This is a genomic window from Brachybacterium saurashtrense (assembly GCF_003355475.1).
Lineage (GTDB): Bacteria > Actinomycetota > Actinomycetes > Actinomycetales > Dermabacteraceae > Brachybacterium > Brachybacterium saurashtrense.
Window position 1 is genome coordinate 1307958 of the sequence record NZ_CP031356.1, and the last position, 25757, is coordinate 1333714.

Annotated in this window: 23 protein-coding genes; 4 read left to right on the forward strand and 19 right to left on the reverse strand. The window is 73.0% G+C overall.

What is annotated here, in order from left to right; translation table 11 throughout:
- Nucleotides 1-28: 28 nt before the first annotated feature.
- Nucleotides 29-1075, forward strand: a complete 1047-nt coding sequence (locus DWV08_RS05975) for an EamA family transporter (RefSeq protein WP_162801508.1) — start codon at nucleotides 29-31, stop codon at nucleotides 1073-1075.
- A gap of 237 nt (nucleotides 1076-1312) precedes the next feature.
- On the opposite strand, the gene leuA is transcribed toward DWV08_RS05975, so the two are convergent.
- The 6 genes from leuA to DWV08_RS06005 all read right to left on the reverse strand — a co-directional run bounded on the left by leuA (nucleotide 1313) and on the right by DWV08_RS06005 (nucleotide 7578).
- Nucleotides 1313-3022 carry a 2-isopropylmalate synthase gene (gene leuA / locus DWV08_RS05980; RefSeq protein ID WP_162801632.1) on the reverse strand — a complete coding sequence of 570 codons (1710 nt, stop codon included), beginning with the start codon at nucleotides 3020-3022 and terminating at the stop codon, nucleotides 1313-1315.
- Nucleotides 3023-3355: 333 nt separating this feature from the next.
- The gene (era, locus tag DWV08_RS05985) at nucleotides 3356-4327 is read right to left on the reverse strand and encodes a GTPase Era (RefSeq protein ID WP_115412963.1); all 972 of its coding nucleotides are present in this window, start codon (nucleotides 4325-4327) and stop codon (nucleotides 3356-3358) included.
- A complete protein-coding gene (locus DWV08_RS05990; RefSeq protein WP_115412964.1) occupies nucleotides 4317-5651 on the reverse strand; it encodes a hemolysin family protein in 1335 nt (444 codons plus the stop codon). Before DWV08_RS05990 ends, era begins: the two co-directional genes overlap by 11 nt.
- Nucleotides 5652-5696: 45 nt before the next feature.
- The gene (ybeY, locus tag DWV08_RS05995; protein WP_115412965.1) at nucleotides 5697-6158 is read right to left on the reverse strand and encodes an rRNA maturation RNase YbeY; all 462 of its coding nucleotides are present in this window, start codon (nucleotides 6156-6158) and stop codon (nucleotides 5697-5699) included.
- A complete protein-coding gene (locus DWV08_RS06000; RefSeq protein WP_115412966.1) occupies nucleotides 6158-7207 on the reverse strand; it encodes a PhoH family protein in 1050 nt (349 codons plus the stop codon). The genes ybeY and DWV08_RS06000 overlap by 1 nt, the downstream gene beginning before the upstream one ends.
- Nucleotides 7204-7578, reverse strand: a complete 375-nt coding sequence (locus DWV08_RS06005; RefSeq protein WP_115412967.1) for a histidine triad nucleotide-binding protein — start codon at nucleotides 7576-7578, stop codon at nucleotides 7204-7206. The genes DWV08_RS06000 and DWV08_RS06005 overlap by 4 nt, the downstream gene beginning before the upstream one ends.
- A 77-nt stretch (nucleotides 7579-7655) precedes the next feature.
- On the opposite strand from DWV08_RS06005, the gene DWV08_RS06010 reads away from it, so the two are divergent.
- Entirely contained in the window at nucleotides 7656-8198 is a 543-nt protein-coding gene (locus tag DWV08_RS06010; protein ID WP_115412968.1) for an NADPH-dependent FMN reductase, read from the forward strand.
- A gap of 45 nt (nucleotides 8199-8243) precedes the next feature.
- Here the strand turns inward: DWV08_RS06010 and DWV08_RS06015 are convergent, their stop codons facing one another.
- From DWV08_RS06015 to hrcA, 3 genes are all read right to left on the reverse strand, one after another.
- Nucleotides 8244-9032, reverse strand: coding sequence for a 16S rRNA (uracil(1498)-N(3))-methyltransferase (locus tag DWV08_RS06015; RefSeq protein ID WP_115412969.1), 789 nt, complete (start codon nucleotides 9030-9032; stop codon nucleotides 8244-8246).
- Nucleotides 9033-9051: 19 nt separating this feature from the next.
- Nucleotides 9052-10179 (reverse strand): molecular chaperone DnaJ, encoded by a 1128-nt coding sequence (gene dnaJ, locus DWV08_RS06020; RefSeq protein WP_115412970.1) that lies wholly within the window; start codon nucleotides 10177-10179, stop codon nucleotides 9052-9054.
- Nucleotides 10180-10279: 100 nt separating this feature from the next.
- Nucleotides 10280-11281: a heat-inducible transcriptional repressor HrcA gene (gene hrcA / locus DWV08_RS06025; protein WP_206516755.1), complete on the reverse strand. Its 1002-nt coding sequence runs from the start codon at nucleotides 11279-11281 to the stop codon at nucleotides 10280-10282.
- A gap of 157 nt (nucleotides 11282-11438) precedes the next feature.
- Between hrcA and DWV08_RS06030 the strand changes: the two genes are divergently transcribed.
- Together DWV08_RS06030 and DWV08_RS06035 are read left to right on the forward strand one after the other, a co-directional pair.
- Complete coding sequence (locus tag DWV08_RS06030; RefSeq protein ID WP_115412972.1) at nucleotides 11439-12320, forward strand: DUF3097 domain-containing protein; 882 nt, start codon at nucleotides 11439-11441, stop codon at nucleotides 12318-12320.
- Between the two features lie 182 nt (nucleotides 12321-12502).
- The gene (locus tag DWV08_RS06035) at nucleotides 12503-13162 is read left to right on the forward strand and encodes a DUF4870 domain-containing protein (protein WP_115412973.1); all 660 of its coding nucleotides are present in this window, start codon (nucleotides 12503-12505) and stop codon (nucleotides 13160-13162) included.
- A 263-nt stretch (nucleotides 13163-13425) separates the two neighbouring features.
- Here the strand turns inward: DWV08_RS06035 and hemW are convergent, their stop codons facing one another.
- The 10 genes from hemW to DWV08_RS06085 all read right to left on the reverse strand — a co-directional run bounded on the left by hemW (nucleotide 13426) and on the right by DWV08_RS06085 (nucleotide 25731).
- Nucleotides 13426-14583 (reverse strand): radical SAM family heme chaperone HemW, encoded by a 1158-nt coding sequence (gene hemW / locus DWV08_RS06040; protein WP_115412974.1) that lies wholly within the window; start codon nucleotides 14581-14583, stop codon nucleotides 13426-13428.
- 5 nt (nucleotides 14584-14588) lie between these two features.
- Nucleotides 14589-15374 (reverse strand): MOSC domain-containing protein, encoded by a 786-nt coding sequence (locus tag DWV08_RS06045; protein ID WP_162801509.1) that lies wholly within the window; start codon nucleotides 15372-15374, stop codon nucleotides 14589-14591.
- A complete protein-coding gene (gene lepA / locus DWV08_RS06050) occupies nucleotides 15371-17251 on the reverse strand; it encodes a translation elongation factor 4 (protein ID WP_115412975.1) in 1881 nt (626 codons plus the stop codon). The genes DWV08_RS06045 and lepA overlap by 4 nt, the downstream gene beginning before the upstream one ends.
- Before the next feature lie 239 nt (nucleotides 17252-17490).
- Complete coding sequence (locus tag DWV08_RS06055; protein ID WP_115412976.1) at nucleotides 17491-19092, reverse strand: aldehyde dehydrogenase (NADP(+)); 1602 nt, start codon at nucleotides 19090-19092, stop codon at nucleotides 17491-17493.
- Nucleotides 19093-19141: 49 nt separating this feature from the next.
- Nucleotides 19142-20089: a 5-dehydro-4-deoxyglucarate dehydratase gene (locus DWV08_RS06060; protein WP_115412977.1), complete on the reverse strand. Its 948-nt coding sequence runs from the start codon at nucleotides 20087-20089 to the stop codon at nucleotides 19142-19144.
- A 141-nt stretch (nucleotides 20090-20230) separates the two neighbouring features.
- Nucleotides 20231-21115, reverse strand: coding sequence for a LysR family transcriptional regulator (locus DWV08_RS06065; protein WP_115412978.1), 885 nt, complete (start codon nucleotides 21113-21115; stop codon nucleotides 20231-20233).
- Nucleotides 21116-21127: 12 nt separating this feature from the next.
- Nucleotides 21128-21829 carry a FadR/GntR family transcriptional regulator gene (locus tag DWV08_RS06070; RefSeq protein ID WP_115412979.1) on the reverse strand — a complete coding sequence of 234 codons (702 nt, stop codon included), beginning with the start codon at nucleotides 21827-21829 and terminating at the stop codon, nucleotides 21128-21130.
- A 2-nt stretch (nucleotides 21830-21831) separates the two neighbouring features.
- Entirely contained in the window at nucleotides 21832-22965 is a 1134-nt protein-coding gene (locus DWV08_RS06075) for an L-talarate/galactarate dehydratase (protein ID WP_115412980.1), read from the reverse strand.
- A gap of 221 nt (nucleotides 22966-23186) precedes the next feature.
- Entirely contained in the window at nucleotides 23187-24104 is a 918-nt protein-coding gene (locus DWV08_RS06080; protein WP_241237378.1) for an alpha-E domain-containing protein, read from the reverse strand.
- Nucleotides 24091-25731, reverse strand: coding sequence for a circularly permuted type 2 ATP-grasp protein (locus DWV08_RS06085; protein ID WP_162801510.1), 1641 nt, complete (start codon nucleotides 25729-25731; stop codon nucleotides 24091-24093). Before DWV08_RS06085 ends, DWV08_RS06080 begins: the two co-directional genes overlap by 14 nt.
- Nucleotides 25732-25757 lie beyond the last annotated feature (26 nt).

The following is a 25757-nucleotide window of genomic DNA, read 5'->3' on the forward strand; positions in this document are numbered from 1 at the left end:
GTCGGGAACGGGGTTGCACAGTGGAGCCGTGACCGCTTCCTCGACCTCCGCCCCGGCCCCCACCACCGCCTCCGCCGCGCCCGGCGGGAGCGGTGTGTCCGCGACCCCGGTGCTGTTCATCCTCGCCTCCTGCTTCTCCCTGCAGTTCGGCGCCGCGCTGGCCACCCAGCTGTTCCCCGCCATCGGCTCCTGGGGCACCACCGCGCTGCGCCTGGGGATCGCGGCGGTGGTGCTGCTGGTGCTGGTGCGGCCCCGTCTCCATCGCCTCGACCGCCGGCAGTGGCTCGCGGTGGCCGTGTTCGGGGTCGCGATCGGCGCGATGAACGGCAGCTTCTACGCCGCGATCGACAGGATCCCGCTGGGCACCGCGGTGGCGATCGAGTTCCTCGGCCCGCTCACCGTCGCCGCGGTGCTCTCCACCCGGCGCTCCGATCTCCTGTGGGTGCTGCTGGCCCTGGCCGGGGTGGGGCTGTTCGGGGTGGAGTCCCTCACCGGCGCCGCCGCACTGGATCCGCTCGGCGTGCTGTTCGCCCTCGTGGCGGCGGTGTTCTGGGGGCTGTACGTGCTCGCGAGCGCCCGGGTGGGCCAGCTGGTCCCCGGGCAGGACGGGCTCGCCGTCGCGATGGCGATCGGTGCGCTCACGGTGCTGCCGCTCGGCGCACCGGGTGCGCTCGCCGGGCTGATGGATGCTCGTCTGCTCGCCCTCGCCGCCGGCACCGCGCTGCTGGCCTCGGTGCTGCCGTACACGCTGGAGCTCTCGGCGCTGCGCCGGCTGCCGCGGCACGTCTTCGGGATCATGCTCAGCCTGGAGCCGGTGGTCGCGCTGCTGGCGGGCGTGGTGCTCATCGGGCAGAGCGCCACACCGTTGCGGATCGCGGCCGCGGTGCTGGTGGTGGTGGCGAGCGCCGGCGTCACCCTCACCGCCCGCTCCCGCCCGGAGCACGAGCCGCAGCCGGTGGACGAGCTGCCCGGCTGGGACCTGCCCACACCCACCCATGCGACGCTCACCGGGGAGATGCCGGTGCTCACCGAGGACGATCTGCGCGAGGACGATCTGCGCGACGATCCGCACTAGCGACCACCGGTTCATCGACGATAAGTACCGGCGATCACCGGTTCATCGACGATAAGTACCAGAAAAGTGGAACGGATCGTCGATGAACGTAGCGGTGGTTCCGGTGGGTGCCGGTGCGTCCCCGCTCGGAGGAGCACATCGTGCGCCTGCCCCGCCCGAACAGGCGGTGGGCGTGCCGTGGCCCCGGCCCTGGACCATGCAGGACCGGGGCCACGGCGGTCTCGGACCGGGGCCCGGTCAGCCCCGGGCGCGCTCGGCGCGGTTCAGCGCCGAGGTGATCGCCTCGAGGGAGGCGCGGGTGATCGAGCCGTCGATGCCCACGCCCCAGTAGATCCGGTCCCCGATCTCGCACTCGATGTAGGAGGCGGCCAGGGAGTCGTCGCCCTCGGTGAGCGCGTGCTCGGCGTAGTCGAGGATCCGCACGTCGATCTTCCGCTCCGCCAGGGCCTTCACGAAGCCGTCCAGCGGACCGTTGCCGATCCCGGTGATGCGGTGCTCCTCGCCGTCGACCACCAAGGTGACCGTGATCCGGTCCGCGCCGTCGCCGGTGGACTCCTGGTGCACGTCGCGGAAGCTGTAGCGGCCCCAGCGACGGGCGTCGTCCGTGGCGGGCAGGTACTCGTCGGTGAAGGCGTCCCACAGCATGGCGGCGCTCACCTCGCCGCCGTCCGTGTCGGTGCGGGTCTGCACGATGCCGGAGAACTCGATCTGCAGGCGGCGCGGCAGGTCCAGGCCGTGCTCCGTGCGCAGCAGGTAGGCCATGCCGCCCTTTCCGGACTGCGAGTTCACCCGGATCACGGCCTCGTAGGAGCGGCCCAGGTCCTTGGGGTCCACGGGCAGGTAGGGCACGCGCCAGACCATGTCGTCCACACCCTTGCCGGCCGCCTGCGCGTCCGTCTCCATCCGCTCCAGGCCCTTCTTGATGGCGTCCTGGTGGGAGCCGGAGAAGGCGGTGAACACGAGGTCGCCGCCGTAGGGGCTGCGCTCGGGGACGGGCATCTGGTTGCAGTGCTCGACGGTGCGCCGCACCTCGGTGAGGTCCGCGAAGTCGATCTGCGGGTCGATGCCCTGGCTGAACAGGTTCAGGCCCAGTGTCACCAGGTCCACGTTGCCGGTGCGCTCGCCGTTGCCGAACAGACAGCCCTCGATGCGGTCGGCGCCGGCGAGGTAGCCGAGCTCCGCCGCGGCCACGCCGGTGCCGCGGTCGTTGTGCGGGTGCAGGGACAGCACCAGGGAGTCCCGGCGGTCCAGGTGGCGGTGCATCCACTCGATGGAGTCCGCGTACACGTTGGGCGTAGCCATCTCCACCGTGGCCGGCAGGTTGATGATCATCTTGTCCTGCGGGGTGGGCCGGAACACGTCGATCACGGCGTTGCACACCCGCAGCGCGTACTCGAGCTCGGTGCCGGTGTAGGACTCCGGGGAGTACTGGTAGGTGACGGCCGTCTCCGGGATCGTCTCCTCGAACTTCTTGCACAGCAGCGCACCCTGCACGGCGATGTCCAGCACGGTGTCCTCGTCGGCGCGGAACACCACGTCGCGCTGCACGATCGAGGTGGAGTTGTACAGGTGCACCACGGCGCGCTTCGCGCCGGCGATCGCCTGGTAGGTGCGCTCGATGAGGTGCTCCCGGGACTGGGTGAGCACCTGGATGGTGACGTCCTCGGGGATGCGGTCCTCCTCGATGAGGGCCCGCACGAAGTCGAAGTCCGTCTTCGAGGCGGAGGGGAAGCCCACCTCGATCTCCTTGTAGCCCATCCGCACCAGCAGCTCGAACATCCGCAGCTTGCGCTCGGAGTTCATCGGGTCGATGAGGGCCTGGTTGCCGTCGCGCAGGTCCACGGCGCACCAGCGGGGTGCGCGGGTGATGCGGCGGGAGGGCCAGGTGCGGTCCGGCAGCTCCACCCGGATCTGCTCCTCGAAGGGCAGGTACTTGTGGATCGGCATGCCGGAGGGCTGCTGGGGGGCGTCACCCGTGGGGCCGAGCACGGGGCTGGCCGGGTCGGCCTCCGCGGCGACGGGAGCGGTGATCGTGGAGTCAGTCATCTGAAGGGTCCTTCTCGCTGGGGGTGCCGGTCGCCGGGCAGCAGATCAGCCGCGACAGGTTCCCGGCGGTTCAGGACCCGTCGCGGCGGCGAAGCAGGAGCAGCGATCCACGCACGCCCTCACCGTAGCACCGCCCCGTGGGCGGGACGGGCCTTCTCACGATGCGGGCGCAGCGTCCGCGGCACCGGTGCGGCGCGTCCCGGCATGCTCGCCGCCGCCGGGCCCGCGCCGTGCTCAGAAGCCGAGGCGCCCGAGCTGCTTGGGATCGCGCTGCCAGTCCTTGGCGACCTTGATCCGCAGGTCGAGGTGGACCTTGCGGCCCAGCAGGGCGTTGATCTCGGTGCGGGCGCGGCTGCCCACCTCCTTCAGCCGCGCGCCGCCGCGGCCGATGATGATGCCCTTCTGGCTGTCCCGCTCCACGAACAGCGTGGCCCGCACCACCAGGCGTCCGGCGCCGGGGGCGACCTCGGCGAAGGGGTCGCCGTCCGGGTCCGTCTCCACCACCTCCTCGACCACCACCGCGATGGAGTGCGGCAGCTCGTCGCGCACGCCCTCCAGCGCCGCCTCGCGGATCAGCTCAGAGATCCTGTCGTCGCGGGACTCCTCGGTGAGCTGGTCGTCGGGGTACAGCTGCGGGCCCTCGGGCAGGCGGGAGGCGATCACGTCGGTGAGCACGTCCACCTGCTCGCCCTTCCTCGCCGAGATCGGGACGATCTCGTCGAAGTCCATCAGCTGGTCCACGGCCATGAGGTGCTCGGCCAGCGCCTCCCGACCCACCAGGTCGATCTTGGTGACCACGGCGACCACCGCGGGGCCGCGCCGCCCGCCGCGCATCTCGACCAGGTCCTCGGCGATGAAGCGGTCCCCCGGGCCGAGCTTCTGATCGGCGGGCAGGCAGAAGCCCACCACGTCCACCTCGCCGAGGGTCTCGCGCACGAGGTCGTTGAGGCGCTCGCCCAGCAGCGTGCGGGGACGGTGCACGCCGGGGGTGTCCACCAGCACGATCTGCGCGTCCTCGCGGGTGACGATGCCGCGGATGGCACGTCGGGTGGTCTGCGGCTTGGTGGAGGTGATGGCGACCTTCTCCCCCACCAGGGCATTGGTGAGCGTCGACTTGCCCACGTTGGGGCGACCCACCAGGGCCACGAAGCCCGAGCGGTGCGGGGTCTCTGCGGCCTTCCGGCCCTGATCCTGCTCAGCGGTCATGTGCGTCCTCCTGGTCGCTGCGGGTGGTCTCGTCGTCCGGGGCGTCCCGGCGCACCAGCACGGTGGACAGGCGCTTGCGCCGGCCGGCGCTCTTCTCGGCCTCCAGGTCGAGCCCGTGCACGCTCGCCCGGGTGCCGGGGATCGGCACGCGCCCGGTGACCTTCGCGAGCAGGCCGCCCACGCTGTCGATGTCGTCGTCGTCGATCTCGAGGTCGAAGAGGTCCCCCACCTCGGAGAGTCCCGCCCGGGCGGGCACCCGGTAGCAGCCGTCGCCGAGGTCCTCGATCTCCGGCTCGCGCCGGTCGTGCTCGTCGGCGATCTCCCCCACGATCTCCTCGAGGATGTCCTCGATGGTGACGATCCCGGCCACTCCGCCGTACTCGTCCACCAGCACGGTGATGTGCACGTGGCTGGTCTGCATCTGCGCCAGCACGGAATCGGCCGCGACGAACTCGGGGGCGAAGCGGGCCGGGCGCATGATCTCGCGCACCGGGCGCTGGGGCCGGGCGTCCCACGGCGAGTGGATCGCGCGCATCACGTCCTTCACGTAGAGCATCCCGCACAGGTCGTCCACGCTGTCGCCGATCACGGGGATGCGCGAGTAGCCGGAGCGGACGAACAGCCGCATCGCCTTCTCCGCGCTCGAGTCCGCGCCGATGGTGACCATGTCCGGCCGGGGCACCATCAGCTCGCGCACCATCGTGCCGCGCAGGTCGAAGACGCCCTGGATCATGTCCCGCTCGCCGTCGCGCACGTGCTCGTCCTCGAGCGCGCGGTCCACGTTCTGGCGGGCCTTCTCGGCGCCGTCCTGCGGGGACTCCTGCGCCTCGGAGCGGGCCGAGAGGCTCGCCCCGACGCTGGTGAGCGCCCCGGCCGGCACCCACAGCAGGACGCGCACCGCGGCGACCAGCACCCGGTTGGAGATCAGCACCGCCTCCGGCCGGCGGCGTCCGATGGTGCGCGGCGAGATGGCGAGCACGATCAGCACCAGCACCCCGGCGACCACCACCGTCGCGACCCCGGGGATCAGCAGGCCGGTGTGTCCCAGGTGGTCGCGCACCGCGACCGTCACGCCGGCCACCGCCGCCACCATCACCGTCTCGGCGAGCATTCGCCCCAGGGACACCGAGGAGAGGGTGCGGGCGGCGTCGGCCTGGTGGGTGAGCACTCGGCGACGCACCGCCTCGGAGCGACCGGCCAGCGCCTTCTCGAGGGCGCTGCGGGACACGGAGAGCTGTGCGGCGTCCACCGCGGTGAGCACCGCGGCGATCACCCCGGAGGCGACGATCAGCGGGATCAGGGCGAGCAGTGCGAGGGTCAGCACGGCGCCGTCCTGCGCCGACGGGGGGAGGAGGTGCTCACGGTGCGCTCAGCGGGCCGGCCTGGAGGCGAGGAAGGTGAGCAGCAGCCGGCGCTGGAGGTCGAACATCTCCGTGCGCTCGTCCTCCTCCATGTGGTCGTAGCCCAGCAGATGGAGGATCGAGTGCACGGTGAGCAGCAGCATCTCCTCCGCCGCGCTGTGCCCCGCCTCCGCGGCCTGCGCCGCGGCGACCGACGGGCACAGCACCACGTCGCCCAGCAGGCCCTCCGGGGCCGGCTGCTGGGGCGTGCCGGGGGTGAGCTCGTCCATCGGGAAGCTCATCACGTCGGTGGGACCGGGTAGGTCCAGCCACTGCACGTGGAGCTTCTCCATCGCCTCCTCGTCCACGAAGAGGATCGACATCTCGGTGGCGGGATGCAGATGCATCGCCTCGAACACGAAGCGGGAGAGCTCCACGAACTCGTGCTCGTCCACCACGGTGGTGGTCTCGTTGCGGATCTCGATCGTCATCAGCGGTTCCCTGTGGTCGGTCGGCGGCGGGAGTCCCGGCTGCCGCCGGGGCGGATCTCCCAGCGGCCGTAGGCCTCGACGATGTCGCTGACCAGCCGGTGGCGGACCACGTCGCGGGAGGAGAGGCGGCAGAAGGAGATGTCGTCGATGCCGGCGAGCACCTTCTCGACCACCTGGAGGCCGCTGGGCTGCGCCCCGGGGAGGTCCACCTGGGTGACGTCCCCGGTGACCACCATGGTGGAGTTGAAGCCCAGCCGGGTGAGGAACATCTTCATCTGCTCGGGAGTGGTGTTCTGCGCCTCGTCGAGGATGATGAAGGCGTCGTTGAGGGTGCGGCCGCGCATGTAGGCCAGCGGCGCCACCTCGATGGTGCCCGCACCCATCAGGCGCGGGATCGACTCCGGGTCGAGCATGTCGTGCAGGGCGTCGTACAGCGGGCGCAGGTACGGGTCGATCTTCTCGTTGAGCGAGCCGGGCAGGAAGCCCAGCCGCTCCCCCGCCTCGACGGCCGGACGGGTGAGGATGATGCGGTTGATCTGCTTGCTCAGCAGCTGCTGCACCGCCATCGCGACGGCGAGGTACGTCTTGCCGGTGCCGGCCGGGCCGATCCCGAAGGTGACGGTGGAGGACTCGATCGCCTCGACGTACACCTTCTGCCCCATCGTCTTGGGGCGGATGGTGCGGCCGCGGGAGGAGAGGATGGTGCGCGAGAGCACCTGCTCCAGCTGCCGGCCGCTCGCGCGGTCGTCCCCGTACAGGCTCGCCGCCCGCTGCACGGCCTCCGCCGTGACGGCCTGGCCGGTGCTCGCCAGCTCGATCAACGAGCGCATGATGTGCTCGCCGCGCCGCAGAGCGTCGTCGGTGCCGCGGAGGGTGACCTGGTGGCCGCGCACGTGGACGTCGGTGTCCGGCACCGCGTCCTCCAGGGCGGCCAGCGCCTGATCGTTCTCGCCGAGCACCTGGAAGGGGCTGAGGTGGTCGGGGATGGCCAGCTTCCGCTCCCCCACCTCGGGGGCACGGCCGGGGGCCGGGTCGAAGGCGTCGTTCACAGTTCTCCTTCTGCGAGCGTCCCGCCCGCGAGGACGTGCGCGTGCACGTGGAAGACGGTCTGGCCGGCGCCGGCGCCGGTGTTGAACACAAGCCGGAAGTCGCCGTCGGCGAGCTCGCCCGCGAGGTGAGCGGCGACGGTCGTGACGTGGGAGAGCAGGGCCGGCTCCGCGGCGAGCTGCGTGACGTCGCGGCGGTGCTCGCGCGGCACCACCAGCACGTGCACGGGAGCCTTCGGGTGGAGATCCCTGAAGGCGATGACCTGCTCGTCCTCGTGGACCCTCTCGGAGGGGATCTCCCCGTCGACGATCCGGCAGAACAGGCAGTCCGGATCGTGACGCAGTGTGTCGTGCTCGTTGACGCTCGTACCCATGGTCGCGAGTCTACGGGAGCGACGCACACCACCCCGACGTGGGGACCGCCCCTCGAGTATGAGAATGTTGAATCACTATGACGACTCTCGGCATCATCCTCTCCAGTGCCCGCCCGCACCGCGTCGGCGCCCAGGTCGCCGAGTGGGTCCGCGACTCCGTCCCCGCCGGGACCGAGGTGGACCTCATCGACCTGGCCGCGCTCGCGCTGCCCGCCTTCGACGAGCCGGACAGCCCCAAGGCGGGCCGGCCCCGCACCACCGCCCACGCCCGCGCCTGGGCCGAGCGGATCGACGCCCTCGACGCCGTGGTGATCCTCACCCCCCAGTACAACGGCTCCTACCCCGGGGCGCTGAAGAACGCGATCGACTACCTGTACAGCGAGTGGGCGGACCTGCCCACGGTGCTCGTCGGGTACGGCTGGGGCGCGGCGAGCGAGGTGCTGCCCGTGCTCGAGATCCTGATGGCACGGGTGGGCGCGGACCTCGTCGCCTCGATCGGCCTCGGCTTCCGCGAGGACCTCTCCGTGGACGGCGAGATGTTCGTGGCGGAGGAGAAGACGGCGCTGCTGCGCGAGCGGCTCGCGGCGATCGCCGCCCACGCGCCCGTCTCGGTCGGCTGAGCCCGGCCGCCGTCGGCGCCGCTCAGCGGCCGACGGCGGCGGGCCTCAGCCCCAGCGGCCCACGAGCGCGCTGAGCACGGCGAGGGCGGCCGGGCCCGCGCTCGAGGTGCGCAGCACCTCCGGTCCCAGCAGCACCGTCCGGGCGCCGGCGTCCCGCAGCGCCTCCAGCTCGTCGGCGGCGATCCCTCCCTCGGGGCCGACCACCACCAGGATCTCCTCGACGCCGTCGGCGCTCGCGCCGCGCAGCGCGCCGGCGAGTTCCATCACGCCCACCGACTCCTGCTCGTGGAGCACCAGCACCAGCGCCCCCTGCGCCGTGCGCTCGCGCACGTGCGCGGCCAGCTGCGCCGTGTCGACCGGGGCGTCCACGGCCGGGATCCCCGGCCGACGGCACTGCTTGACGGCCGCCCGCACCGTCGCCTCCCACTTCGCGCGGCCTTTGCGGAGCTTCTCCCCGCGCCACACCGAGACGGAGCGCCGCGCGCTCCAGGGCACGATCCTGTCCACCCCGAGCTCGGTCGCGGATTCCACCGCCTGCTCGTCCCGGCCGCCGGTGGCGAGGGCCTGCACCAGGCCGAGGCGCGGCAGGCGCTGCACGGCCGGGGAGGGGTCGCCCAGCAGGCGCAGCTCCAGCGCCTCCTTCCGCGCGGCCGTCACCTCGGCGCGCACCTGGCGTCCCGGGGCGTCGGTGAGCAGCACCTGCTCCCCCGCGCCGATCCGGGCCACCTTCGCCGCATGGCGCCCCTCGTCGCCCCCGAGCGTCAGGGCATCGCCCTCACGGGCCGTGGCCAGGGCGTCGTCGAGGATCAGGAAGCCGGGCGGGGTGGTGGGCACGGGGCGCTCTCCCGTCAGCTCAGAGGTCGCGCAGGCGGTCGCGCAGCTTGCGGAAGGGGCCGCCGTGGCTCGTGCTGCGCCGGGTGGTCTCGTCGCCGCGCAGGGCGGCGAACTGCTCCAGCAGCTCGCGCTCCTCGTCGCTCAGCGAGGTGGGCACGTCCACGTCGAGCACCACGCGGATGTCGCCGCGGCGCTCGCGGCGCAGCGGCGTCACGCCCAGACCCTTGAGAGTGATCTCCTCCCCCGGCTGGGCGCCGGGGCGCACGTCGAGCTCCTGGGTGCCGTCGAAGGTCTCCAGCGGGATCGTCGCGCCCAGCGCGGCCGTGGTCATCGGCACGGCGACGGTGGTGACCAGGTCGTCCCCGTCGCGGTCGAAGACGTCGTGGTCGGTGACGGAGAGCTCCACGAAGAGGTCGCCGGAGGGGCCGCCGGCCTCGCCGGTCTCGCCCTCGCCGCGCAGCTGGATGCGGGTGCCGTTCTCCACGCCGGAGGGGATGCGCACGGTGACGGTGCGCTCGGCGGCGCGGCGGCCGTGGCCGGAGCAACCCGTGCACGGCTGCTCGATGACGTCGCCGTGGCCGTCGCAGGTGGGGCAGGGGGCCATCGTCACCATCTGGCCCAGCAGGGACTGCGCGACCCGCTGCACGTGCCCGGAGCCGCTGCAGGCGGTGCAGCGAGTGGGGCTGGTGCCCGGCTCGCAGCAGGAGCCCTCGCAGCGCTCGCACAGCTCCGCGGTGCGGAAGGTGACCTGCTCCTCGGTGCCGAACACCACGTCGCGCAGTTCGATCCGCACCCTGCGGAGCACGTCCCCGCCGCGGCGCTGGCGCGGCACGGGGCCCTGGCTGCGACCGCGCATGCCGGAGGCGCCGGCGAACATGTCGAAGATGTCGTTGAAGTCGAAGCCGGCCCCGCCGCCCCCGGGGAAGCCGCCCATGCCCGGGCCGCCGCCCATGTCGTACTGGCGGCGCTTGTCCGTGTTGGCGAGCGTCTCGTAGGCCTGCGAGACGCGCTTGAACTTCTCCGCCGCCTCCGGATCCGGGTTGACGTCCGGATGGAGGGTGCGGGCGAGCTTCCGGTAGGCCTTCTTGATCTCGTCCGTCGAGGCCTCTCGGGAGACGCCGAGCAGGTCGTAGTAGTCCTCGTTCACTTCGGTGGGTTCCTTCGCAGGGAGTCGGGGGCTCGGGCGGGCACGGAGGCCCGCGGGCGCGGTACGGCCGGCGGCGCGATGGGGTGCGCCGGCGACGTGCCTATTCGAGATAGCGGGAGACGTAGCGGGCGATGGCCTGGACGGTGGAGATGCCGGTGGCGTAGTCCATCCGGCGCGGGCCGAGGATCGCCAGGTGCGATCCCGCGCCGTAGCCGGCGCCCACCACCGCCGTCTGCTGCAGCGCGCGGTCCTGCAGCTCGGAGCCGATCCGCACCTCGACCGCTCCCGGGGAGACGTGCATCTCGGTGAACAGCCGCAGCAGCACCAGCTGCTCCTCCAGCACGTCCAGCAGCGGTTCCACGTCGCGGGCGAAGTCCTGGGCGGAGCGGGCGATGTTGGCGGTGCCGGCCATCATGATGCGGTCCTCGGCGCGGGTCGCGGCCAGGGCGACCAGCGTCTCGCACACCTCGGCGGCCGCCGGACGCTCCAGCGCCGGCAGCGCGTCGAGGTACTCGGCCAGAGGCCCGGCGAGGTCGGTGACCTCGCGCCCGGCGACGACCCGGTTGAGCTGGTCGCGCAGGCCCACGTAATGCTCCGCGGGCAGGCCCGCGGTGATCGGCACAGTGCGCTGGTCCACACGGCCCGATTCCAGGATCAGCACCACCAGCAGCAGGGACTCGGCCACCTTCACCAGCTCCACGTGCCGGATCCGTGCCTGGCGACGCGCCGGGTACTGCACCATCGCCACCTGCTGGGTGGTCTGGGCGAGCAGACGCACGGTGCGGCTGAGCAGCTCCTCCACGTCGCCGGCGTCCTCGAGCAGGGCGCGGATCGCGCGGCGCTCCGGCGCCGAGAGCGGCTTCACCGTCGCGACGTGGTCGACGAAGGTGCGGTAGCCCTTGTCGGTGGGGACGCGGCCGGCGGAGGTGTGGGGCTGATGGATCAGCCCCTCCTCCTCCAGCAGGGACATGTCGTTGCGCACCGTCGCCGCGGAGACGCCGAGCTCGTGACGCTCGAGCAGCGACTTGGAGCCGACCGGCTCCCGGGTGGCGACGTAGTCCTCGACGATCGCGCCGAGGATGTGGAGCTTGCGGGCGTCCATCTCGCTCACCTCCTGCGCTGCGTGCTGGTCTCTGCGACGGCCCGCCGGCCGGGGACCGCTGCGGACACATTGGCACTCTCTCATGCCAGGTGCCAATCGTACGCGTCCCCGGCGCGCATCGCAGGGAGGTGTGCGCCACGGGTGTACGCTCTCGCGCGTGCCCGCTGACTTCCCCGACCGGTACGGCCGCGACGTGCTCTCCACCGGCCCCCCTGCCCATCACCGCCGGCGCCCCGTGGCCCGGGAGGTCCCCGCGCGCCGGGACCTCGTGGTCGAGGAGGCCTCCACGGGGTTCACCGGGGCGATCACGCGGGTCGAGAAGATCGCCGGCGAGCTGGTGGTGGAGCTGGAGGACGCGCGCCGGGTGCGCCGCACCTTCCCGCTGGGCCCCGGCTTCATGATCGACGGGCAGCCGGTGGTGCTGCACCGACCCGCCGCGACCGACGCCGCGACCGCGCCGGTGCGCAGGCGCTCCGCCTCCGGCTCCGTGTACGTGGACGGCGCGACCGCGCGCACCGCGCGCGCCTCCCGGATCTGGGTGGAGGGCACGCACGACGCCGAGCTGGTGCAGAAGGTGTGGGGGCACGATCTGCGCATCGAGGGGATCGTGGTGGAGCAGCTCGAGGGCGCCGACAACCTCGCCGAGCGGGTGCGCGAGTTCGCTCCCTCCCCGGGGCGTCGCCTTGGGATCCTGGTGGACCACCTGGTGACAGGCTCGAAGGAGTCCCGCATCGCCGCCGAGGTGATGGCGCTGCCGGGCGCACGGGGGAACGTCACCGTGCTCGGCCACCCGTACGTGGACGTGTGGCAGGCGATCAAGCCCGCCCGGGTGGGGCTGGAGCGCTGGCCCCATGTGCCCAAGGGGACGGACATCAAGCGGGGCACCCTCGCGGCGCTGGGCTGGCCCCACGCCGACACGGCGGACGTGGGGCTGGGCTGGAAGCGGATCCTGGCCACGGTGCGCTCCTACGCGGACGTCGAGCCCACCCTCTCGGGGCGCATCGAGGAGCTCATCGACTTCGTCACCGTCGACTCCTGAACGGTCTCGTCGTCGGGGTGTCGAACCGTCGGAGCGCAGACGTCGGGGCGCCGCGCGTCGATGCCCCTGGGGGTTATCCCCCAGGGATCGGTGCAGTCCACCCCGGTGACCAGCGGCTCGTCGACGGATAGGCTGGGAGCCGTCCTGATCCCCGCCCCACCGGCGCGTCCGAGGAGCCACCCATGAGCCAGAGCGAGCACCCCCACGATCCCTTCGGCGGTCGCCCCGCCGCCGAGCCGGCACCGGGCTCGTCCCCGATACCTCCCCCCTCCGCCGCAGGCCCCCAGCCGCAGGGCGGCCAGCAGCCGTTCGCCGGCCAGCAGCAGTACGCCAACCAGCAGCAGCACGCCGGCCAGCAGCCGTACGGCGGGGCGCAGCAGCCCGGCGCCGACGGCCCGCACCCGTCCTCCGCCCCCCTTCCGCCGGGATTCAAGGGCCTCTACGAGGGCCCCTTGTCCGGGCAGGGCGTCAGCGCCTCGGACTCGCGCATGTGGGCGATGTTCGCGCAGCTCTCCGCGGTGATCGGGTACGTGGTGGGGGCCGGCTTCCTCGGCTGGCTGGGCCCGCTGATCATCTTCTTGATGTATAAGGACCGCGACCGCTACGTGCGCTACAACGCCGCCGAGTCGCTCAACGCCGCGATCGCCACCGTGATCGCCGAGATCGCCCTGTTGATCGTCATCTCGATCCTCGCGGTGGTCACCTTCGGGATCGGCTCCCTGCTCTACCCGCTGGTGTGGGTGCCCGCCGTGCTGCACGTGATCTTCGCGATCATCGGCGCCGTGAAGGCGAACCAGGGCGTGTGGTGGAACTACCCGCTGAACATCCGCCTGGTGAAGTGACTCGCCCCTGACGCGGGCCGTCGGGTACGACCACGGCGAGGAGCCCCCGGGATCCACGGGATCCCGGGGGCTCCTCCGCGTCGTGGGAGAGGCGCTGTCACATCCAGAGCACGCCGTCCTGCTCGAACTCGGCGAGGCGATGGCGGTCGGGAGGCTGCGGAGGGTGCCATGACGGCAGTGTGCGCCGCGCGGGGCGCACGCGCCACACCGCGCCGGGAACCGTGCGAGGTCTGGCCAGCCGATGTCGGTGCCGGTCGCGGCGCTCAGGGCACGAGGTCGCGGATCACCGCATCGGCCAGCAGCCGGCCGGGAAGGGTGAGCACCGCCCGGCCCGCCGCCAGGGCCTCGGGCTCGAGATGGCCGCGGTCACGGTGCACGTCGAGCATCGCGCGGTGCTCCGCGGGCACGGCCTCGACGGGCAGCCCGTCGGCGATCCGCAGCTCGAGCATGATCCGCTCGACCAGGCGGTCCTCGACGGCGACCTGCTCGCTGTCCGCGACCGGCAGCGCGCCCTCGGCGAGCATCCGTGCGTAGCGGCTGGGGTGCTTGACGTTCCAGGCGCGCAGTCCGTCGCGGTGGCGGTGGGCGCCGGGGCCGATCCCCCACCAGTCCCCGCCGCGCCAGTAGGCCAGGTTGTGGCGGGAGCGGTGCGCCGGGGTGCGGGCCCAGTTCGAGACCTCGTACCAGGACAGGCCCGCGGCGGCGGCGAGGCCGTCGACGAGCTCGTACTTGTCGGCCATGTCGTCCGGGTCCGGCGCCTCCAGCTCGCCGCGACGCAGCTGGCGTGCCATGGCGGTGTTGCCCTCGATGATCAGGGAGTAGGCGGAGAGGTGGTCGACCTCGCAGGCCAGGGCCGCGCGCACGGAGGTCTCGACGTTGGCGAGGGTCTCCCCCGGGGTGCCGTAGATGAGGTCGAGGCTCACCTGGAGCCCGGCCTCCTTCGCCCACTGCACCACCTGCGGCACCCGCTCGGGATCGTGGGTGCGGTCGAGGGTGGCGAGCACGGACGGGACGGCGGACTGCATGCCGATCGAGACGCGGGTGATCCCGCCGTCGGCCAGGCGGGAGAGGGAGGCGCGGGTGACCGAGTCGGGATTCGCCTCGGTGGTGACCTCGGCGTCCGCGGCCAGCGGGATCAGCGAACGCAGGTGGTCGAGCATCGCGACCAGGTCGTCGGCCGGCAGCAGCGTGGGGGTGCCGCCGCCGAAGAAGACGGTGGAGACCTCCTCGTACTCGTACCCGGCCGCGCGATCCGCGGCGAGCGTCAGGTCCATCTCCGCCCGGGCGTTGTCCGCGTACTCGGCCTGGGAGCCGCCGCCGCCCAGCTCGGCGTGCGTGTAGGTGTTGAAGTCGCAGTACCCGCAGCGCACGGCGCAGAAGGGCACGTGGATGTAGGCGGAGAGGAGGGGGCCGGCGCTCATCGCGCTCACAGCCCCAGGCCGAGGCCCAGACCCCGGCCCGTGGAGCGCAGCCGGTCCGGGAAGTCGCTGCGCTCCCCTGCCCGTGCGAGCACCGTCTGCGCGGAGCCGACGAGCGTGTCGTACAGGATCGTTCCGCTCGCCTCCGCCCAGTCGAGCAGGGAGCGAGCCCGGTGCGGGTCGAGCCCGCGGAACGCCTCGGCGACGGTGACGCCGTGGTCCGGCCGCGTCAGCACCTCGATCCGGTCCCCGGCGCGCACCTCGCCCTCGACGTGCACGCGGAAGTAGGCGCCGGCCCGTCCCTGGGCGGTGAAGGCGCGGCCCCAGCGACGGTCCCCCATCCAGGCGGCGAAGGTGCCGCAGGGGTTGCGGGGGCAGGTCGCTTCGATTTCGGCACCGCCGATGCGCCAGCGCTCCCCGATCACGGCATGGTCGGTGTCCTGGCCGACGGTGACCAGGTTCTCGCCGAAGAACCCGTCCGGCAGCGCGCTGCCGAGCGCGGTCGCGTAGGCCTCCCGGACCTCGCGGGAGTAGGCGTAGACGGCCTTGAAGATCCCGCCGTGGTGCTCGCGGTCCCCTTGCACGTCGCCGAGCACCCCGTGGGTGAGGAGCGTGACGGGACCGTCGGCCGGTCGCTTGTCGATCCCGCTCATGAGGGAGCGCTCGCGCACCTCGAAGAGCGCGCCCACGGTGCACACCGCACCGAGCCGGCCACCGCCCGGCGCGAGGGTGACCTCGAGCGGGTCCAGGGAGCGGGAGGCTCCCGGGGAGAGCGGGCCGGGAGCGAGGCTCACTTCTTCTTCCCGTCCTTGGGCATGTCGGCGGCGTCGGAGGAGAGCGCGGCGATGAAGGCCTCCTGCGGCACCTCCACGGAGCCGATGTTCTTCATGCGCTTCTTGCCCTCCTTCTGCTTCTCGAGCAGCTTGCGCTTGCGGGAGATGTCGCCGCCGTAGCACTTGGACAGCACGTCCTTGCGCATCGCGCGGATGTTCTCGCGGGCGATGATGCGCGAACCGATCGCGGCCTGGATCGGCACCTCGAACTGCTGGCGCGGGATGAGCTTCTTCAGCTTCCCGGCCATCTCCACGCCGTAGGAGTACGCCTTCTCGCGGTGCACGATGGCGCTGAACGCATCCACCGGCTCGCCCTGCAGCAGCATGTCCACCTTCACCAGATCGGCGACCTGGCTGCCGGAGACGTCGTAGTCCAGCGAGGCGTACCCGCGGGTGCGGGACTTCAGCTGGTCGAAGAAGTCGAAGACGATCTCCGCCAGGGGCAGCGTGTAGCGCAGCTCCACGCGGTCCTCGCTGAGGTAGTCCATGCCGCCGAGCTGGCCGCGCTTAGACTGGCACAGCTCCATCACCGCGCCGATGAACTCGCTGGGCACGAGGATGGTGGCCTTGGTGACCGGCTCGGAGATCTCGTGGACCTTGCCGGTGGGGAAGTCGGAGGGGTTGAGCACCTCCACCTCGCTGCCGTCCTCCATCCGCACCTGGTAGACCACGCTCGGGGCGGTGGAGATGAGATCCAGGTCGAACTCGCGCTCGAGGCGCTCGCGCACGATCTCCAGGTGCAGCAGGCCCAGGAAGCCCACCCGGAAGCCGAAGCCAAGGGCGGTGGAGGTCTCCGGCTCGTAGTTCAGCGCGGCGTCGTTGAGCTTGAGCTTGTCCAGGGCGTCGCGCAGCACCGGGTAGTCGGAGCCGTCGATGGGGAACAGGCCCGAGTACACCATCGGCTTGGGGTCGTCGTAGCCGGCCAGCGGCTCGGTGGCGCCGCGCACCGAGGTGGTGATGGTGTCGCCCACCTTGGACTGGCGCACGTCCTTCACGCCCGTGATGAGGTAGCCGACCTCGCCGGGGCCGATGCCCGAGGTGGGGTGCGGCTCCGGGGAGCTCACGCCGATCTCGAGCAGCTCGTGATGGGCCCCGGTGGACATCATGTCGATGCGGTCGCGGGACTTCAGGAAGCCGTCCACCACGCGCACGTAGGTGACCACGCCGCGGTAGGTGTCGTACACGGAGTCGAAGATCATCGCCCGGCACGGGGCCTCGGTCTCGCCCTCCGGCGCCGGGAGCGTGCCGACGATGTGGTCCAGCAGCTCGGGTACGCCCACGCCCGTCTTCCCGGAGACGCGCAGCACGTCGTCGGGGTCCACGCCCACCAGCTGACCGATCTCCGCCGCGTACTTCTCGGGCTCGGCGCCGGGCAGGTCGATCTTGTTGAGCACCGGGATGATGGTGAGGTCGTGCTCCATGGCGAGGTAGAGGTTCGCCAGCGTCTGCGCCTCGATGCCCTGCGCGGCGTCGACCAGCAGGATCGCCCCTTCGCAGGCGGCGAGGGAGCGGGAGACCTCGTAGGTGAAGTCGACGTGCCCGGGGGTGTCGATCATGTTCAGCGCGTAGTTGACGCCGTCCACCTGCCAGGGCATGCGCACGGCCTGGCTCTTCACGGTGATGCCGCGCTCGCGCTCGATGTCCATCCGGTCGAGGTACTGGGCGCGCATGGCGCGCTCCTCGACGATCCCGGTGATCTGCAGCATGCGGTCGGCCAGGGTGGACTTGCCGTGGTCGATGTGGGCGATGATGCAGAAGTTGCGGAGCCGCTCCTGGGGCGTCGACGCGGGAGCGATGTCCCGGGCCTCATCGGCAGCGATCCTCGGGGTCACCGGCATTCGTCCTCTCGTCGGTCGGTTTCCGGGCGCACGCGCGCGCCGGGGCATCGCCCCATCGTCTCATGGGGGGTGCGGCCCCGCCGCCCCGGCACCGCGGCCGACGGGCCGAGGTCACAACTCGGCGCGCGCCCGGCGGTCCGCGCCCGACGGGCCCCGGGCCCGTCACCGCGCCTCGGCACCGCACCCCGGCCCTGCGGCGCGGTCCTGCGGCGCGGCCCGCAGCGCCCCGCGGAGGGGAGTCAGCGAGTGCCGGGCCCCTCGTGCCGGCCGTCGATCCGCCGCGGCAGCGACCAGGGGTTCTCCTCCTGCACCGGTGCGGGCAGCAGCGCCTCGGGCAGGCCCTGGTAGGCGACCGGTCGCAGGAACCGCGCGATCGCGTGGGTCCCCACCGAGGTGCTGCGGCCGTCGGACGTGGCGGGGAACGGGCCGCCGTGCACCATCGCGTGCCCCACCTCGACCCCGGTGGGCCACCCGCCCACGACGATCCGGCCGGCGCGGCGCTCGAGCACGGGGAGCAGCGCCGCGGCCTCGGCATGATCGCTCTCGGCGAGGTGGAGCGTGGCCGTGAGCTGGCCCTCGAGCCCCTCCATGACGGCGGCGAGCTCCGCTGCGGAGTCGTGGCGGACCACCAGGCAGACGGCGCCGAAGATCTCGCTCTGGAGCACCTCGTCCTCCTGCAGCCGCTCGGCGGCGGCGGCGAGCAGCACCGGGGCGGGGGCGTTCGCGGTCTCGCCCTCCTGGCCGCGGGCGAGCACCGTCACGCCGTCGCGCGAGGCCAGGCGCGCGAGTCCCCGCTCCCGCGCCTCGGCGATGCCGCGGGTGAGCATGGTCTGGCCGCGGCTGCCGGCGATCGCGGCGGACAGCGCCTCCACGAAGCGGTCGCCGTCCGGGCCCGCGGGCACGCACAGCAGGCCGGGGGCGGTGCACAGCTGACCGGCCGAGCCGGTCACGGAGGCGAGGCAGCCCGCCACCAGCTCCGTGTGGTCCCCGCGCAGCGCGCCCTCGAGCAGCAGGACCGGGTTGATCGAGCTCATCTCCGCGAACACCGGGATCGGCACCGGGCGGGCGGCGGCGACGGCCATCAGCGCCAGGCCGCCGCGGCGGGACCCGGTGAAGCCGACGGCCCGGATCGCCGGATCCGCCACCAGCGCCTGGCCGATGGCGGGGCTCTCCCCGTACACCAGGGAGAACACCCCGGGATGCATCCCGGTCTCCTGGACGGCCTCGGTGATCGCCCGTCCCACGATCTCCGAGGTGCCGGGGTGGGCGTCGTGCGCCTTGACGACCACGGGGCATCCGGCGGCCAGGGCGGAGGCGGTGTCGCCGCCCGCCACCGAGAAGGCGAGCGGGAAGTTCGAGGCGCCGAAGACGGCGACCGGCCCCACGGGGACGGTGCGGCGGCGGATGTCCGCCCGGGGCAGCGGGGTGCGTTCGGGCAGCGCGGGGTCGATGTGCACGTCGTGGTGCTCGCCCGCGCGCACCACCTGGGCGAAGAGCCGCAGCTGAGCGCTGGTGCGGGCCCGCTCCCCCACCAGGCGCGCCTCGGGCAGCCCGGTCTCCGCCCGGGCGCGGTCCACGAGCGCCTCGCCCACCTGCTCGAGGTGCCGCGCGATGCACTCCAGCAGGGCGGCGCGCCGCTCCGGCTCCACCGCGCGGAAGGAGTCGAACGCCTCCTCGGCGGCGGCGGTCGCGCGCCGCAGCTGCGAGGGCTCCAGCAGGGACCAGGCGGGCTCGAGGGCCTCCCCGGTGGCGGGGTCCTCGGCGCGCAGGCTGCCGGCGCGCCCTTCCACGGACTGCCCGGCGAGGATCGAGCACCCGGCGGGCGCGGTGGAGGGGGTCATCGGAGCTCCTTCGGTGAGGGGTCGTCGGGGCGGTCGGGGTGCGCGGCGGTCAGGCGGCGGAGGCTGCGGCGGCCCCGGGGTGGATCCCCGCGGCGTCGATGAGGATGCGCAGGTCCTCGACGTCCTGGGCGGTGAGGTCCTGCAGCGGGGGTCGGACCGGGCCGAGGTCGCGGCCGACGGCCCGCAGCCCGCCCTTGACGATCGAGACGCCGTACCCCTTCGCACGGTCGCGGATCTCGAGGTAGGGCAGCACGAAGCGCGCCAGCTTCTCGGTGACGGCGGCGTGGTCCCCGCGCCGCACGTCGGCGTAGAACGCCAGCGCGAACTCCGGGACCACGTTGTACAGGGCCGAGGAGTAGGTGCTCATCCCGAGCTGGAGCAGCGGCAGCGCGTACGCCTCCGCCGTGGGCAGCCCGCCCAGGTAGAGCAGGCGCTCGCCGAGCAGGGTGCGGATCCTGGTGAGCTGGGCGAGGTCTCCCACGCCGTCCTTGAACCCGATCAGGTTCTCGTGGCGGGCGGCGAGGTCGGCGAGCGTGCCGGCCTCGTAGACGGCGGTGGCGCGGTGGTAGACGATCACCCCGAGGCTCGTCGCCTCGCACACGGCGGAGACGTGTGCGGCCAGCCCCTCCTGATCGCACTCGGTGAGGTAGGGCGGCAGCAGGAGGAGCCCCTCGGCGCCGGCCGCCTCCGCGTCGCGCGCGCCACGCACCGCCTGGAGGGTGGACCCGCCCGCGGCGCCGAGCACGGGCACCCGGTCCCCCGCCTCCTCGACGGCGATCCGGATCACCCGGGCAGATTCCTCCGGCAGGAGGCTGAATCCCTCCCCGGTGCCGCCCGCCGCGAACAGGCCGCCGATCGGATGGCTCGCCTGCCAGTCGAGGTGGCGGCGGTAGGCAGTCTCGTCCAGGGCGAGCTCCGCATCGAAGGCGGTGGCGGGGAAGGACAGAAGTCCGCCCGCGAGCTCGGCGGCGAGTTCCTGAGGGGTGCGGAGGGCCACGGGTGTCGTCCTTCGTCTCGGGCGCCAGGGGCGCAGGGGGTGGTGCGTCGACGGTAGGCGCGGGCGGCGATGCCCGTCCACGACCGATGTGGCATCTGTCGATGCCCCGAGGGCATCGCCCGGCGGCGACCGCGCTCGCCCTCACGGGGCGAGGCCGCGGAGCACCTCCAGCACGCGCTGCAGGGCCGGGTCCCGGGAGCCGCGCATCCAGGCGGCATGCAGCTCGACGGCCTCCGGCCCGGACTCCTCCACCGGCCGCAGGACCACGCCCGCGATGCCGAGCACCCGGGCGGACTCCGGCACCAGCGCGATCCCCCGCCCGGCGGCGACCAGGGAGAGCATGGTGACGATCTGGCTCACCGTGTGCGCGGCGTCCTCGGGCCGCACCGGGAGCCGACGGACCACGAGCTCGTGGAAGTAGCGCGCCTGCACGGGATCGGGCAGCACCAGCGGCTCCCCGACCAGCCGCGCCGCCGGCAGCGCCGCCCGCTCGCGGGCGAGAGGATGCCCTGCGGGGAGGGCGACCACCAGCTCCTCGCGGTGCAGCAGGAAGGACTCGTGCTGCGCGGGGTCCACCGGGGGCCGGAGGAGGCCGAGGTCGAGGTCGCCTCGGCGCAGGGCACGCAACTGCTCTCCGGTGACCCGCTCCTCCAGCAGCACCTCGACCGCGGGCAGGGCCGCGCCGATCTCGTCCAGCAGCCGGCCCAGCAGCGAGAAGCCGGTGGTGGCGGTGAAGCCCACCCGCACCTGTCCGGCCCTGCCCGCGGCGATCCGTCGGGCGGCGCCGGGGGCGCGCTCCGCGACGGCCAGCAGGCGGCGCGCCTCGCCCAGGAAGGCACGACCCGCCGGGGTGAGCGCGACCCCGCGGCTGTCCCGTTCCAGGAGAGTGACGCCGACGGCCCTCTCGAGCCGCTGGATCTGACGGCTCAGCGGCGGCTGCGTCATCGCCAGCCGCGCGGCGGCACGGCCGAAGTGCAGCTCCTCGGCCACCGCCACGAACTGGCGCACCTGTTCGAGCGTGTACATGCGCCGCGCCCCTCAGCCCGTCCGGTCCCGGGGCTCGGCGTTCTGCGCGAGCCGCCGCCGGGTGCCGTCCAGGTGCATGCGCATCGCCGCGGCGGCGGCGCGCGGCTCCCCCGCCTCGAGCGCCTCGAGCACGGCGGCGTGCTCCTGCACCACGGCGTCCCCGGCCCCACTCCCTGCGTGCGCCGTGAGCCGGTCGCGCGGCATGGCGATCATCGTGGGACCGAGCGCGTCGAGCAGCTCGAGGAGATAGGGATTCCCGCTCGCTACGGCGATCCCGCGGTGCACGGCGAAGTCGTGCTCGAGCGCGGCGGCCGGCTCGGCGAGGGACGCCTCGAGTGCCTTCTGGGCATGGCGCAGGGCGGCGAGGTCCGCCTCGCTGCGCCGGGACGCGGCCAGACCGGCCGCCTCGCACTCCACCCCCGTGCGCAGCTCCAGCAGGGCGCGGCGCTCCGCGAGGGTGCGCACCGGCCGGGCCGGCCACGTCGAGCCGGGAGGGGACGGAGGGGTCAGGGCGTAGCTGCCGGCGCCGCGCCGTGTGCGCACCAGTCCGTCGGCGCGCAGGGCGGTGAGCGCCTCGCGCACCACCGTGCGGCTCACCCCGTGCTCGGCGATCAGGGTGTTCTCGCTGGGGAGCTTCTCCCCCGCGGCGATCGTGCCCTCGACGATCCGCCGACGCAGCACGTCCACGAGCGCCTCGGTGCGGTGCGCGGCCATCGTCAGCGGCTCCCGACGGTGACGGATTCGGTGGTCCAGGCGCGGGCCTGCTCGGTGAGGGTGATGCCGAGCCCGGGCCGCGACGGCACCAGCATCCGCCCGTCGCGGGTCTCGAGGGACTCCTCGAACAGCGGGTCGAGCCAGTCGAAGTGCTCCACCCAGGTCTCCCGCGGGTAGGCGGCGGCCAGATGCAGGTGGATCTCCATGGCGAAGTGGGGCGCGAGGTCGAGTCCGGCGTGGTCGGCGAGGCCGGCGAGGCGGAGGAACGGGGTGATGCCGCCCACCCGCGGGGCGTCCGGCTGCAGCACGTCGCAGGCGCGGGCGTCGATCAGCCGCACGTGCTCGCCCACGGAGGCGAGCATCTCGCCGGTCGCGATCGGGGTGTCGAGGGCGCGGGAGAGCGCGGCGTGCCCCTCGGCGTCCTCGGCGTCCAGCGGCTCCTCGATCCACACCAGGTCGAACTCCTCGAGCCGACGCCCCATGCGCAGCGCGGTGCGCCGGTCCCACTGCTGATTGGCGTCCACCATCATCGGCACGTCCGGGCCCAGATGGGTGCGGACCGCGGCGACGCGGCGCAGGTCCTCGGCGCTTTCCGGCAGGCCCACCTTGATCTTGATGCCGCCGATCCCCGCGGCCAGGGAGCTGTCCGCCCGCTCGCACACCTCCTCGAGGGAGGCGTGCAGGAAGCCGCCGGAGGTGTCGTACGTGCGCACGCTGTCGCGATGGGCGCCGAGCAGCTTCGCGAGCGGCAGCTCGGCGCGGCGGGCCTTGAGGTCCCACAGCGCGATGTCGATCGCGGCGAGGGCCTGGGTGGCGACGCCGGAGCGGCCCACGGACGCGCCCGCCCACAGCAGGCGGGTGTACAGCTTGGCGATGTCGCTGGGGTCCTCGCCGATCGCCGCGGCCGCCACCTCCTTGGCATGGGCGTACTGGGCCGGGCCGCCGGCGCGCTTGGAGTAGCTGAACCCGATCCCCTCGTGCCCCTGGGCCGTGGTGACCTCGGCGATCAGGAACACCACCTCCGTCATCGGGCGCTGGCGACCGGTGAAGACCTTCGCATCGGAGATCGGGGTGGCCAGCGGGAGGGTGAGCGTGGACAGGCACAGGCTGCGGATGGCATCGGGGGTGTACGGCATGACGGCCCTTCATCGGACGGACGTGGCCCACTGATCATACAAGTGCACCACTTATTCGGCTAGCGCTTTCCGTCACCATCCGGTCACCGGGCGGTGCTCGATGTGCACCGGCACCCCGCCCGCCGGTCCGTGCCCAGCACGACGGGGCGCCGCAGCCGGTGGCTGCGACGCCCCGTGGGCGGGTGCTCGGCGCCGCGGCGAGGTGCGCGCGGCCCCTCACGTCAGTGCGCCGGGTGGAAGTAGGTGCTCCCCAGGGCGCGGGTGACCGCGCCGGTGACCCGCTGGAGCTGCTCCATCTCCTCGTCGAAGTCCGCGATGATGTCCTCCAGCGCTCGGAAGCGCAGGCTGGCCAGGGCGCGGCCCACGATCCGGCGGGCCGGCTCCTCCGCGCCGAGGCGGTCGAAGCTGTTGCCGTGCAGCTTGGCGAGGGTCTCCAGCGCCTCGTCGAGCTCGCCGAGGCAGTGCACCGCGGAGCGCGGGAAGATCGAGTCCAGCAGCAGGAACTCGATCGCGCGCGCGGACCGGACGCGCCCCCGGTACGAGCGGATGTAGGGCTCGTGGGCGCTGCAGGAGCGCAGCAACATCACGGTGGCCGCGGCGGAGGAGTCCTCCAGGTCGTGGTCCTGGAGGTTGCGGGCCAGCATGTCCACGCGCTCCAGCAGCTGCCCGATCCGCAGGAACAGCCAGGCCTCGTCACGGGTCATCGAGGAGTCCACCAGGCCGTTCACCACGGCGCAGCGATCCTTGGCGAACTGGAACGCGCCGTGCATGCGCGAGGGGCGCACCCCGCGCGGCAGTCCGAGCGTGGTGGTGTTCAGCGACTCCCACACCTCGGTGGAGAGGACCTCGCGCACACCGCGCGCGTTCTCCCGGGCCGTGAGCAGCGCGCCGGCCACCGACGAGGGGTTGGTGCGATCGGTGACCAGGGTGTCCAGCACCCGCTGCACGGAGAGGTCCGCGTCGGCCACCTGCTCGATGCCGAAGATCCGGTACACGTCGTGGCAGGCCGCGGCCGGGTCCTCGGGGGCGTCCTCCGTGACCGACTGCAGGGAGACGTCGAGGATGCGGGCGGTCTGATCGGCCCGCTCCACGTAGCGGCCGATCCAGAACATCGCGTCGGCGATCCTACTGAGCATCATGGGGCGACTCCTCGGCGTCGATGATCGGGATGGCGGAGGTGACGGGATCGGGCTCGGAGCGCTGCTCCTCGGCCTGCTCGTCCCGCAGGTCCTCGAACTCGTCGTAGCTGTCGTCGGTGGGATCCTCGATCGCCTCGTCCTCCCGCTCGGCGGAGGGCGCGGCCGCCGCCGCGGGATCCGCGGCCTGGTCGGAGGCGAGCACCCAGGTGTCCTTCGAGCCGCCGCCGCGGGAGGAGTTCACGATCATCTCCCCCCTGGGCAGCGCCACCCGGGTGAGGCCGCCGGGCAGCACCCACACGTCGTCGCCGCTGTTCAGCGCGAAGGGACGCAGGTCCACGTGACGGGGCTCCGGGCCGTCCTCCACCAGGGTGGGGATGGTGGACAGCTGCACCACGGGCTGGGCGATCCATCCGCGGGGATCCTCCTCGAGGCGTCGGCGCAGCGCGTCCAGCTCCGGCGCGGTGGCGGCCGGGCCGATCACGATGCCCTTGCCGCCGGAGCCGTCCACGGGCTTGACCACCAGCTCGTCCAGGCGGTCCAGCACCTCGGCCCGGGAGTCCGCGTCCTCCAGCCGCCAGGTGTCCACGTTGGGCAGCTGCGGCTCCTCGCCCAGGTAGTAGCGGATCAGATCCGGCACGTAGGTGTAGGTGAGCTTGTCGTCGCCGATGCCGTTGCCGATCGCGTTGGCGACCACCACGTTGCCCGCGAGGATCGAACGGACCAGCCCGGGCACGCCCAGCACCGAGTCGGGGCGGAACACCTCGGGGTCGATGAAGTCGTCGTCGGTGCGCTTGTAGATCACGTCCACGCGCCGCAGCCCCGCGGTGGTGCGCATGTAGATGCGCTCGTTGCGCTCGACGAGGTCCGAGGCCTCCACGAGGTCCACGCCCATGGTGCGGGCCAGCAGGGAGTGCTCGAAGTAGGCGCTGTTGTAGCGACCGGGGGTGAGCACCACCACCGTCGCCTCCTCTCCCGCGGTGTCCGGGGCGGCGGCCTGCAGCGCCGCCAGCAGCCGGCCCGGGTAGTCGCCCACGCGGCGCACCGGGCGGTCCGCGAACAGCTCGGGGAACCCCTGCGCCATCGCCCGACGGTTCGAGAGCACGTAGCTCACCCCGCTGGGGGTGCGCACGTTGTCCTCGAGCACGCGGAACTCGCCGTCGCCGTCGCGCACCAGGTCGATCCCCGAGATGTGGATCCGCACCCCGCCGGGGGGCGAGTAGCCGCGCATCGCCTCCACCACGTAGGTCGAGGAGGTCACGAGCTCGGCAGGGACCACCCCGTCGGCGATCGCGGCCTGGTCGTTGTAGAGATCGTCCAGGAAGCGCTCCAGGGCGCGCACCCGCTGCGCGACGCCGGCGGAGACGCGCCGCCACTCCTCCGCGGCGATCACTCGGGGGATCGCGTCGATCGGGAAGGGCCGCTCCTCGCCCGCGTAGTCGAAGGTGACGCCCTGGTCGAGATAGCTGCGGGCCAGCGAGTCCGAGCGGGAGCGGAACTCCTCCAGCCCGAGGCCGTCCAGCGCGTCGTGCAGTGCGCGATAGGTGGGACGCACCGAGCCGTCGGGGGCGAACATCTCGTCGCCGCCCGAGCCGGTGCGGGCACTGTGGAACAGCGAGGTGGCAGACATGCATGCCATTCTGGCACCCCCCGTCC